This window comes from Mesorhizobium sp. M2A.F.Ca.ET.039.01.1.1 (assembly GCF_003998035.1).
Taxonomy (GTDB): domain Bacteria; phylum Pseudomonadota; class Alphaproteobacteria; order Rhizobiales; family Rhizobiaceae; genus Mesorhizobium.
Genome location: NZ_RZRY01000151.1, coordinates 1 through 11,233, shown reverse-complemented (window position 1 = coordinate 11,233; position 11,233 = coordinate 1). Strand labels below are relative to the sequence as shown.

Here is an 11,233-nt window from a genome sequence, read left to right as displayed (position 1 = left end):
ACGGCCCCTGTCATCATCATGTACAAGTCCTGCGCGGCGACGCGAGCGTCATCTACCTTGAAACTCCCTGCCCTCACGCCAACAGCAACGGCCTTTTCCAGGAAGCCAATGATCCTGTCGAATACGCTTTCGACGACCGCGCGAACCTTCTCGTCGAGCGTGCTCATCTCAGCGGCCCCCAAAACATAAGGACATCCCAGAATCTTGCCGGTTAGCTCTTTCTGCCGGGTAAGGTCGACAGTCGTGATTGCGACGTAGGCCTTCAATTGCTCCTCGGCCGTCATCGATTCCTTGAACACCTGCGCATAGTCTGCCGCCACGCGCTTCCAGTGGAACTCGTAGGCAGCAACCACCAAATCCGACTTCGACGGAAAGAAATGATAGAGACTGCTCTTGCTTACTTTGGCGCGCTTGCAAACCATGTCGGTCGACACGTTGCCGACGCTGCGAGCCCAGATGAGGTCAAGCGTCGTTTGCAGAATTCGCTCTTGGGTCGTTTCAGCTTCAATCATCGATGCAATTTACATTGGACTGATCAGTCCAGTCAAGGGGGAGTTGGCGAGCGTTTTATGGTCGAGGAGCTTTTAGATAATTTTCCGGGATGCAGAGTGGACTAAGGCGCGCCACAAAAATTGGCTCGTATCAGTTGGGTCGGCTGGTCGGAGCAGCCTGGTGTAGTAGGCCCGCCGCCCTGAGATCGGACCGAAGCGCATCGGGAACCGACACCTGAGAGATCGCAACGTTTTGCCTCATCTGTTCGACACTGCCGCCACCGGGAATGACGGGTATGATCTGCGGATGAAGTAGCGGGAAGTGGAATGCTGCACCTATCAGTCGCACGCCATGTCGCTCGCAGACGGCCTGGATCCTACGGACACGATCGAGTATTTCGGGCGGAGCTTTGGCGTAGTTGTAGTATGCGCCTTCAATTGGCCCGGTTGCGAGAATCCCGGAATTGTAGGGTCCACCGATGACAACGCCGATGCCGCGCGCATCGCAGAACGGAAGGAAGCTATCGAGGGCCTCCTGTTCCAACAGTGTGTAGCGTCCGGGGACAAGGAAGATGTCGAAGTCGCCACGGTTTGCCACGGCCTGACTGCATTCGACGTCGTTCTGTCCGCTGCCTATGGCCTGGGCCACTCCGTGCTCGCGGAGCCTCACCATCGCTTCATAGCCGCCCTCGTCGAAGAATTGGGCGATCTTGACTTGAAATGCCTCACGCGATCCATGTGTGAAGATGTCGAGATCGTGGACCATCAGGATGTCAAAGCGATCGATCCCCGGGCGCTCGAGGGAATCCTCGTCGTACGTGTAGTCGTAGATCACTTCTCGGTTGGGCACCTCGTGCCAAAGGCCGATCCCTTCACGCTTATCCGGGGCGGTCACGCGTAGCAGCCTGCCCACCTTTCCGCTTAACAAGCAGTCTGAATCGGCTTCTTGAATCGAGTTCGGCGAACTGCCACGCAACCCATTGGCGAACAACGATTATGTTAGTCGCTGAGGGACGACCTTTACCAAAGAAAGTCAATAATTTGCGGGCGGTTCGCCAATCCATGTCCTTCGTGTGATTTTGTGCGGTCTGGCGAACCGGATAAGAACCCGAAGTGAGCCACCTTCTTATTCCTAATCTGTAGGTCACAGGTTCGATTCCTGTCGGGATCACCAATCGTTTCAAAGGGTTAGCGTGCGGTTCGCCGTACTTTTTTCCCGAGGATTAGTACGGCGAATTTCGCAAATTCTGTGGTTTCTGCGCAGTCGGCCAGGGCCGCGCGGCCGGAAGTTGGAAAATCCGTTGGGACGAAAATGCAACCGGATTGCAGTCAGCGCCGCTGATTACCGTATCGCTTCAAACCAAGTGGGCATCAGGTTGGTTGGGTGGCAGTCGAAGCTACCGAGAACTAAACGCCTTTCCCTGGTCTTCCATTCCCTCTGGCGGAGCGAATGGCGCTAGAACGTTGACGGGCAAACGAGCGCGGTCCAATTTCGCAGCGGATTCGATTCAGCCTTTCCAGACCGGGCTGGCCGAATAGCTCAGGGGAATATGAAAAACCACATATCGCCAAGCAGCAAAGAAACGCATTCGGGCATGGCCCAGGATGTGAACGTGGATCTGATCGCGGTAGTCGTGGCAATGATGGATCAGGGACCGAGTGTCCTCACCGTCGACCAGGCCAACGCGCTGCCCTCGGGCCCGTTCGAGCTCGGCCATCGCTCTCTCCAGTTCGGCCTGCGGACATGGGTAGAGCAGCAGACCGGCCACCAGCTCGGCTATATCGAGCAGCTCTACACGTTTGCCGATAGCGACAGAGTTGGCGCCGACCGCGACCGGATCGGCGAGCAGCGCCGGCAACGGGTAATCTCGATCAGCTATCTTGCGCTGACACGCGCCGAGCATGCCGCCGCCTCGAGCAAGCGCGCCTGGCGGAGCTGGTACGACTATTTCCCTTGGGAAGACCACCGTTCCGACGTCCCCTCGATGGTCGCCGATATTCTGCAGCCACGGCTGGCGGCTTGGGCGGACGACGCTGGCCAGGACCATGTGAGGCGCGAGCGCCGGCAGAGGGCTGCAATCGCCTTTGGCTTTGACGGCCGTCACTGGAACGAGGAACTCGTCCTGCAGCGCTATGAGCTCCTCTACGAGGCGGCCCTGGTCGAAGAGGCAATGCGCGGATTGGCGCGCGGATCGTTGCCGATACCGGGGACGCCGATGATAGCGGACCATCGTCGCATCCTGGCCACCGGAATCGCGCGGCTTCGCTCCAAGATCAAATACCGGCCTGTAGTGTTCGAGCTGATGCCGCCCGTCTTCACTTTCCTCCAGTTGCAACGCACCGTTGAGGCGCTCTCCGGAAGGCTGGTCCACAAACCGAACTTCCGGCGCCTCATCGGGCAGCAGGAGCTGGTCGAAGAAACGGGAGAGACAACCGCCGATACGGTAGGACGGCCGGCGAAACTGTTCCGCTTCCGCCGTGCCGTTCTCGACGAGCGGGTCGCCGCAGGAACGAAATTGCCACTATCGCGCGCTTGACATCCTTTATTCTCATAATAAGAATATATCCAAATTATACTCACTTAGAGAATAATTTGGAGCGCCGATGCCTACTTCACTGCCTGACGCTGCATCGCTTTATGATCGTGTCCGACGAGTCATCCCGCCGATCGAATGGCCGGCTTTCACCGGCGACATCGACGCCATCCTGGCGCTGAAGCGTGAGCGCAACGCCGTCATCCTGGCGCACAACTACCAGACGCCCGAGATCTTCCATTGCGTGGCCGACATCGTCGGCGACAGCCTGGCGCTCGCCCGCAAGGCGATGTCGGTCGATGCGGACGTCATCGTGCTCGCCGGCGTGCATTTCATGGCCGAGACGGCGAAGCTGCTCAATCCGGGCAAGACCGTGCTCATTCCGGACCTTGGCGCCGGCTGCTCATTGGCCGACTCGATCACGGCTGCGGATGTGCGCCTGATGCGGCAGCGCTATCCCGGCGTGCCGGTCGTGACCTATGTCAACACCTCCGCCGCCGTGAAGGCCGAATCCGACATCTGCTGCACCTCGGGCAATGCGCTGGCGATCGTGGAATCGCTTGGCGCGCCGCGGGTGATCATGCTGCCCGACGAATATCTGGCGAGGAACATCGCGGCGCAGACCAAGGTCGAGATCATCGCATGGAAGGGCCGTTGCGAGGTGCATGAGCGCTTCACGCCCGCCGACATTCGCGAGCTGCGCGAGGCGCATCCCGGCATCACGGTGCTTGCTCACCCCGAGTGCCCGCCCGAAGTTGTCGCGGAAGCAGATTTCGCCGGCTCGACGGCGGCGATGTCGGACTATGTCGGACGGCATAGGCCGGCGCGCGTCGTGCTGATGACCGAATGCTCGATGAGCGACAACGTCGCTGTCGAGCATCCTGAAATCGACTTCGTGCGCCCATGCAACCTCTGCCCGCACATGAAGCGCATCACGCTCGCCAACATCCGCGCGGCACTCGAGGAGAACCGCCACATCGTCACCATCGATCCTGGCGTCGCGGATCGGGCGCGCCGGGCAGTGGAGCGGATGCTCGCCATATGACCACAGACGACCTCCACGGCCGGCCGGTCATCATCGGCGGCGGCATTGCGGGGCTGATGACGGCGCTCCATCTCGCCCCGGAACCGGTCGTCCTCATCTCCAAGGCCACTTTGGGAGACGAAACCTCCAGCACGCTCGCGCAGGGCGGGATTGCAGCGAGCCTCGGCAGCGACGACAGCCCGGACTTGCATCTTGCCGACACGCTCGCGGCCGGCGACGCGCTTTGCGACGAGGCGACAGCGAGACGCGTCGTCGAGGCGGCACCACGAGCGATCGAGCATCTCGAGCGACTGGGCGTTTATTTCGACCATGCGCCAGGCGGCACGTTGCTGCTTGGGCTCGAAGCCGCGCATTCGCGCCGGCGGATCGTCCATGCCGGCGGCGACGCCACCGGCCGTGAACTGGTCCGCGCACTTGCCGCCGCCGTGCGGCAGACACCTTCGATCGCCGTCCTCGAAGGCGTCGAAGTCCGACACCTGTTTGTCGAGGACGGCGAAATCGCCGGCGTGCTCGCCGTCGGCAACGGCGACGCAATCACGCTCTCGACAGGCCCTGTGGTGCTCGCGACCGGAGGCACAGGCGGCCTGTTCCACCATACGACGAACCCGCTCGGCTCGTTCGGCCAGGGCCTGGCGCTTGCGGCACGTGCCGGCGCCGAACTCGCCGATCTCGAATTCGTTCAGTTCCACCCGACCGCGCTCGAGGGCCCGCGGCGCCCGATGCCGTTGATAAGCGAAGCGGTGCGCGGCGAAGGTGCCGTCCTCGTCGACGAGCGCGGCAGGCGCTTCCTCGCCCAGACGCCGGGCTGCGAACTCGCGCCGCGCGATGTCGTGGCGCGCGGCGTGTGGCGCCAGCTCACTGCCGGGCATCGCGTGTTCCTCGACGCACGGCAGTGTCTCGGGCCGAGATTCGCCGAACGCTTTCTAGCAATAGCGTTGCTCTGCCACGAGGCCGGCATCGACCCCGCCATAGAGCCGATCCCCGTACGTCCCGCGGCTCACTATCACATGGGCGGCGTGGCGGTGGACGCCGAAGGCCGCAGCTCGCTTCGCGGCCTGTGGGCCTGTGGCGAAGTCGCGCGGACCGGGCTGCACGGCGCCAACCGGCTTGCCAGCAACTCGCTCATCGAAGCCGTGACATCGGCCGCCTGGGTCGCGGCAAGCGTTGTCGCCGCGTCTCCGGGCGTGCGTAAACGGCTGAAACCGGCGATCGTGCCGCCGCGGCCGGACGTCTCGCGCATCCGCCCGATCGCCTCGCGCGCGCTCGGCATCGAGCGCGACGGTGAGACGCTGCGCGAAGCGGCAGGGGTTCTGGCGCCGATTGCAGTCGGCCATGATGCCGCGTCCGACCCCGCGCTGGTCGCGCTGATGATCACGATCGCAGCCCTTAGCCGCGAGGAAAGCCGGGGTTCGCACTTCCGGGCCGATTTCCCCCAGCGCGACGCGCAGCCGCGATCTCTGCGATTGACGCTCGACGGGACATTCGAGGCGGCGGCGATCCTTGCCGACACGACTTCCGCCTCCGAAGCGCTGCTCGACAGGATGGCTTGACCATGACGCTGACGCCGTTGCCGCGCGTGATGGTCGAGCTGCTGGTGCGAGCCGCCCTGCTCGAGGATCTGGGCCGCGCCGGCGATCTCACCACGGACGCGATCGTTCCTCCCGATGCCGCCGCGACGATGGTGCTGGCCGCAAGGCAGCCGGGCGTGATTGCCGGCCTCGATGTTGCCGCCCTCGCCTTCGAGCTGATCGATCCGCGGACCGAAGTCGCCGTGATCCGCCCGGACGGTTCCGCCATCTCGGCCGGAGACGTCTTAGCGACGGTGCATGGACCTGCGCGTGCGCTGCTTACAGCCGAGCGGACGGCGCTCAACTTCCTCTGCCACTTGAGCGGCATCGCCACGCAAACCGCGGCGGTTGTCGAGGCGGTGCGGGACTACAAGGCCAAGATCGTCTGCACGCGAAAGACCACGCCCGGCCTGCGCGCGCTGGAGAAATACGCCGTGCGCGCCGGCGGCGGCGGCAATCACCGCTTCGGCCTCGACGATGCCGTGCTCATCAAGGACAATCACATCGCGATCGCCGGCGACATCCGCACGGCCATCGAGCGGGCGCGGGCGGCCGCAGGCCACATGGTGAAGATCGAGGTGGAAGTCGACACGCTCGAACAGCTCGACATAGCGCTGGCAGCCAACGTCGACGCGGTGCTGCTGGACAACATGACCGCCCAGCAGTTGACCCGGGCCGTGACGATGGTCGGCGGCCGCGCGATCACCGAGGCATCCGGCCGGGTGACCGCGCAGACGGCACCTGCGATCGCCGCGACCGGCGTAGATCTGATTTCGGTCGGCTGGATCACGCACAGTGCGCTGATCCTCGATATCGGGCTGGATTGCCGGTAGCTCATGCGACCTCCAATTGAAGGCCGCATGTATCCGATAGGGAGTGGTCTTTGCGGTCACTGGCCGCCACGACCAGGGCGCAGCCGCGTTAAAATATTGATTTGAGAACTTAGAAGAATAAAATCTATATAAGTTTAGTTCTTAGTTTCTCTCAAAAAGGATGGACAATACCTTTGAGCTACGTCGAGCGGAGCATAAATGGCTTTGTATCAGACCTGGGACCGAATGTGCGGCATGCGGGCATAAAGAGCGACCATCGGGATGAGAAGCAATCCCACGATTGCCTGCTGCGCCGGGATCGATAGTCCAACACCAACCAGCAAGGACGTTAGGACTGTCAGGACAAGTGCCCCGATTACGGTTGCACCATAACCGCCAGCACCTCCGAGCAATGACGTGCCGCCGATCACCACTGCTGCAACTGTTGTGAAAAGATAGGGGTCGCCCACAGCTACGTAGCCGCCACCAGAAAAGCCGAGAAGAAGCACACCGGTCATTGCTGACATGATGCCGCTGATCGCGTGTACAGCAACCCACAGTCTAAATTCGTTTATCATGAGCCTGGCTGCGGCATTCCGGCTGCCTCCCAGAGCATAGAGGCTGCGGCCGAACCATGTTCTTTTCACCACAAAATTTGTCGCGATGATCACCAGGATCCAGATTACGACGACCGGCGGTATGGGGAAGCCAAATGTACGGCCGTTGAAAGCAGCGAAGTTCGTCAGCCAGGCGGGTATCGGTGCAAAAACATTGCCTCCGGTGGTAGAGCCGAGCGCGGTGTAGATCTGCGTCGCACCGACGATCGTGAAGCCGACTCCAAGGGACATTATAAGGGCCTGGCCTTGAAGCCGGAAACTGAGCGCTCCGTTAATTGCGCCAACCATTAGCCCAAGCAGCAGGATCATGGTGATGGCGATGGGGGCCGGCAACCCCGCATTGATCATCGCAGGCAAAAGGATGTTGGCTGCGCCGATGACATACGGGATCGAGAGATCCAGCCCCCCCAGCAGGGCAACCATAGTCTGCCCTAGCGATGCCAATCCCAGAAACGCTGCAAGCAGCAGGATCGAACGCGCATTCTGGACCGAGGCAAACCCTGGCACGAGGAATGATCCCGCAATAGCAAGCGCGAGAAGAAGGCAGACACCGATGGCCAAGGCACGATTGTTTCGAATCATGTGCGATATTCCAGAAGAGCCCAACTCGCCCCTCGCTCCGTCCATGGATAGCTGTGTCACGGTCATCTGCTACCTCGTCCTTGGCGCGTTGGCGCTATTCACGAGCACGTTGATCAAGAGCGATGCGATCAGGATGAGGCCGAAAGACATTTGCGTGGCGTAGCCTGAGTACATACCAAAATTGAACGTCGCGAGCAGTCGGGAAATCATGAACATATTGAGCGCACCCAAGAGCGCACCGACAGCTCCGCCCCTTCCCCCCGCCATGCTGGCACCCCCAAGCACCAAGGCCGTGATCGCCTGAAGTGTATAAGTGCCTGCCTGGATCGGATCTCCGGACGAGATCAGTGCGGTATGGCAGATCGCAGCTAACCCGACGAAGACGCCGCCAACGGCATGGGCCGCGAAGCGCACGGCTTCGATGCGCACGCCACTCGTATATGCGGTGCGCTCGTCCAAGCCGGTCATGCGCAGATGCGTATAGAACGCCGTGCGCGTAAGAAGACCCCACAAAGTAAGCGCCACGACAACAACGGCAAGAATCGGCGAAAATGGGTCGACGCCAGCGCCCCATTTGGCCAACCAATCAGGAGCCACACCCCCTGCCCGCGGCATCACCATCAAGTTGATCCCACTGAGGAAGAGATAGCTGCTTAAGGTCACAATGATCGGCGCAACGCGCACGACGACGATCACAAAGGCCTGGAAGAGCTGGTAGGCGACACCGATGCCAATGGCCCAGGCGAAGAACTCCACCGGGCCTACAATCCCGCTACCGACCAGCCACTGGATCAGCGTTACGTTGATAAACCCGAGAAGCGGCCCCACAGCCAGATCGACGGCACCGCGCCCGGCCATCACGATGGGTGTGAGAGCCATTGTCGCAAGAACGAGCGGCGCTGCCACCAACACGGCCCCTGCTATTCCAGTGCCGGTAAAAAGAGCCGGGCTACGGACAATGCAGGCCAAGGCAAGGAGCATGAACAAAGCCGCCGGAACGACAAGATGGCTGTCGCGGGACACCCGGCCCGAGGAATATGCTGCGGTCATTGAACCATTCCTTCGGTCACTGCTTGGAGTCCGGTATGATCGGCGTGGCCGAACATTGCACTCAGGATCGGAGCCTCCGCGATGTTGTCGCCTTCGAGGGAGCGGAACAGGCTACCGTTGACGAACACGTCGACCCGATCAGCGAAGCCCAGAAACTCCTCGATTTCGCTGGAGAGGTAGATCACCGCACCGCCGGCGTCGGTGTAGTTCCGCAGTTCTCGGTAAAGGTCCCGTTTGGTGCCAAGATCCACGCCCCGAGCTGGATCATTAAGCACGATCAATTGCGGATCCCGTGCGAATGCCCGGCCGATCAGGATCTTTTGCTGGTTGCCACCGCTGAGAGACGTAATCTTGTTGGAGGAATGGCCAGTCTTGATGGAAAGCCTGCGCACCTCGCTTGCAAAAGCCTGTTCCAGAGTTTTGCGCCTGATCAATCCAAGCGGGCCCGTGTTCTGGCGATAGAGACTTATTGCGAGATTCTCGAAAATGCTGAGGTTGGGAAAAATGCCGTCGCGTTTCCTGTCGCCTGATACGTAGGCGACGCCGAAGGCGTCCGCATCGGCCACATTGCGCAAAGCCCGAATCGCGCCGCCGGCCAGGTGCATCAGCGGTGCCCCGGTTTCGGGCCTGGAAATACCCGCTGCAGCTGCGGCAAACAGCTCGTGACCCTGACCGTCGAGCCCGGTCACTCCGACAATCTGCCCCGGACTTATCTGGAAATCAAAAGCCTGCGCCCTCTCCGTCAGCTGCACACTGGACATGGTCATCAGCGGCGGCTTAGCCACCGAGGACTGGCGCCGATCAAGCGAGGCAATCTGACGGTCCTGCGGCGTCATCAAGGCCAGCAGATTCTGCTCGGTCAGCGCAGACTTATCGAGCGTTCCGACCGCAACGCCATCACGGAGGATTGTTGCCCTGTCGGCGATGCGCACCAGTTCCGCGATACGATGCGTTACCAGGACCACGCAGGCTCCGGCCTCACGCAATTGATGGATTTCGTGATGGAGGCGCTCGGTCGCCTCTAGATCCAATGCAGCGGAAGACTCATCCAGGATCAGCACCTTCGGCTGGCGCAACAGAGCCCTGCCGATGACGATCCATTGCTTGACGCTGAGCGGCAAAGTCCCGACGCGTACCCACGGCGGAATGTCGCGCCCCGTGAAACGCCGCATCATTTCCCGCGCGCGGGACTGCTTTTCCCGTGCGGAGACCTTTTTGGTGAGGAAACCGTCGGCGCCGACAAACAGACTGTCCGCTACGCTTGCTTCATCGGCCAGCAGGACTTCCTGGAAGATCGTGGCTACGCCAAGCGTTTGAGCTTCGATGGGATTGCGCGGACGGCCGCCGAGTACCCGGACGCTGCCGGAGTCTTCTCTCATCACGCCTGAAATGATCTTTGCGAGGGTGCTTTTCCCGCTGCCGTTTTCACCGACGATCGCATGCACTTCCCCACTACGGGCAGAAAAGCTGCAGCTGCGCAGGGCTTTGGTTTCGCCGAACGCTTTGACGACGTTGCTCAGCTCGATGAAGTTTTTCCCATTGTCCACTTTGGATCCCCTTCGCTGGTCGAGCACTCCGGCGGAGGTTGGGCTCCGCCAGAGTGCGAGTTGTCCGCCCGCGGTCAAGGCTTCCAACTGAGGGGATCATGCGGTCTCTCGAAGAAGGCGTCCAGCACGCCGGAGGTTGCCCAATCGTCGCCCTTGGGCTCGATCCAGTCGGTCGAGTTCGGGTCGCAGTCCTTCGGCAAAGCCGCGTTCACGTCGTCAATGGTGTAGGGCAGAGCCTGACGCAGGATCGACTGGTTCTTTGGGCCCTGGCCTTCGAGTACACGGAGCGTGACGTCCCAGGCCAGCCTGGCGTCGGCACGGGGCGGCCAGAAGTGGAAGCTCTTGCTGACAAAATCGGGGGTATTGCGCCAGAAGCATGCGGCCGAGGCCTCGCCACCGAGCACGATTGGCATCATTTCGCGGCCGGACTGGCGAACCGCGTTGAGCACGCCATTCTCATTCGATGACTGGGCCAGGATGCCGTCGATCTGCTGGGGGGTTGTGGCCAGGAACTTCTGCACCTCGACCTGCGCAACCTGATCGGTCCAGTTGCCCGCGACATTACCGACAATCTTGACGTCGGGATGGTCGGCGAGGGCTTCCTTGGCACCAAGGTCAAAGCTGTCGGACGTGGCCATGCCGGGGATGCCCGACACCAGAAGGATATTGCCCTTGCCCCCTATTTCCTTGGCTAGCCATTCGCCAGCGATATAGCCGTTCTGCACGGCGTTTTCGGTGGCGTTGATGGCCAGGGGCGATGTCACATAACCCGAAAAGGAAATCACCGGGACGCCTTTGTCGTGCGCGTATTCGATCGTCTGATTGAGGGCCGTGACGTTGGAACAGCAGATGATGATTGCGTCGACCCCGTCATCGACCATCTGGCGCATTTGCTGAATCTGCACCGTATCCTTGAGCTCCGACTGCGTTACCACGAAGTCGGAGACGAGACCGGCCGCCTTGTATTTCGGCAGAAGCTTGTTGGTG

10 protein-coding genes are annotated in these 11,233 nt (G+C 61.3%); 4 read left to right on the top strand and 6 right to left on the bottom strand.

Annotated elements, in window-relative coordinates:
* Both EOA24_RS14170 and EOA24_RS14165 read right to left on the bottom strand, forming a co-directional pair.
* Window positions 1-512: TetR/AcrR family transcriptional regulator (locus tag EOA24_RS14170; RefSeq protein ID WP_133374513.1), on the bottom strand; the 512-nt coding region annotated here is incomplete at its 3' end.
* 130 nt (window positions 513-642) lie between these two features.
* Complete coding sequence (locus EOA24_RS14165) at window positions 643-1,386, bottom strand: aldo/keto reductase (RefSeq protein ID WP_127409868.1); 744 nt, start codon at window positions 1,384-1,386, stop codon at window positions 643-645.
* Window positions 1,387-2,041: 655 nt separating this feature from the next.
* Here EOA24_RS14165 and EOA24_RS14160 point away from each other — a divergent pair.
* The 4 genes from EOA24_RS14160 (at window position 2,042) to nadC (ending at window position 6,471) form a co-directional block, all read left to right on the top strand.
* A complete protein-coding gene (locus tag EOA24_RS14160) occupies window positions 2,042-3,028 on the top strand; it encodes a hypothetical protein (protein WP_127409867.1) in 987 nt (328 codons plus the stop codon).
* Between the two features lie 67 nt (window positions 3,029-3,095).
* Window positions 3,096-4,070 carry a quinolinate synthase NadA gene (gene nadA, locus EOA24_RS14155; protein WP_127409866.1) on the top strand — a complete coding sequence of 325 codons (975 nt, stop codon included), beginning with the start codon at window positions 3,096-3,098 and terminating at the stop codon, window positions 4,068-4,070.
* Window positions 4,067-5,620: an L-aspartate oxidase gene (locus tag EOA24_RS14150; protein ID WP_127409865.1), complete on the top strand. Its 1,554-nt coding sequence runs from the start codon at window positions 4,067-4,069 to the stop codon at window positions 5,618-5,620. The genes nadA and EOA24_RS14150 overlap by 4 nt, the downstream gene beginning before the upstream one ends.
* A gap of 2 nt (window positions 5,621-5,622) precedes the next feature.
* Window positions 5,623-6,471, top strand: a complete 849-nt coding sequence (gene nadC, locus EOA24_RS14145) for a carboxylating nicotinate-nucleotide diphosphorylase (protein WP_127409864.1) — start codon at window positions 5,623-5,625, stop codon at window positions 6,469-6,471.
* Window positions 6,472-6,680: 209 nt separating this feature from the next.
* Here the strand turns inward: nadC and EOA24_RS14140 are convergent, their stop codons facing one another.
* From EOA24_RS14140 to EOA24_RS14125, 4 genes are all read right to left on the bottom strand, one after another.
* Complete coding sequence (locus EOA24_RS14140; protein ID WP_127409870.1) at window positions 6,681-7,694, bottom strand: ABC transporter permease; 1,014 nt, start codon at window positions 7,692-7,694, stop codon at window positions 6,681-6,683.
* Window positions 7,695-7,718: 24 nt separating this feature from the next.
* The gene (locus EOA24_RS14135; protein WP_127409863.1) at window positions 7,719-8,699 is read right to left on the bottom strand and encodes an ABC transporter permease; all 981 of its coding nucleotides are present in this window, start codon (window positions 8,697-8,699) and stop codon (window positions 7,719-7,721) included.
* Complete coding sequence (locus tag EOA24_RS14130; RefSeq protein ID WP_245501794.1) at window positions 8,696-10,246, bottom strand: sugar ABC transporter ATP-binding protein; 1,551 nt, start codon at window positions 10,244-10,246, stop codon at window positions 8,696-8,698. The genes EOA24_RS14135 and EOA24_RS14130 overlap by 4 nt, the downstream gene beginning before the upstream one ends.
* 74 nt (window positions 10,247-10,320) lie before the next feature.
* Window positions 10,321-11,233 (bottom strand): ABC transporter substrate-binding protein (locus EOA24_RS14125; protein WP_127409862.1); only part of this gene is annotated, 913 nt, incomplete at its 5' end.

Bases quoted from the DNA above. Each gene is read 5' to 3' on its own strand.
- nadC (WP_127409864.1), top strand. From the start codon at position 5,623: ATGACGCTGACGCCGTTGCCGCGCGTGATGGTCGAGCTGCTGGTGCGA.
- nadA (WP_127409866.1), top strand. From the start codon at position 3,096: ATGCCTACTTCACTGCCTGACGCTGCATCGCTTTATGATCGTGTCCGA.
- EOA24_RS14135 (WP_127409863.1), bottom strand. From the start codon at position 8,699: ATGACCGCAGCATATTCCTCGGGCCGGGTGTCCCGCGACAGCCATCTT.
- EOA24_RS14150 (WP_127409865.1), top strand. From the start codon at position 4,067: ATGACCACAGACGACCTCCACGGCCGGCCGGTCATCATCGGCGGCGGC.
- EOA24_RS14160 (WP_127409867.1), top strand. From the start codon at position 2,042: ATGAAAAACCACATATCGCCAAGCAGCAAAGAAACGCATTCGGGCATG.
- EOA24_RS14140 (WP_127409870.1), bottom strand. From the start codon at position 7,694: ATGGACGGAGCGAGGGGCGAGTTGGGCTCTTCTGGAATATCGCACATG.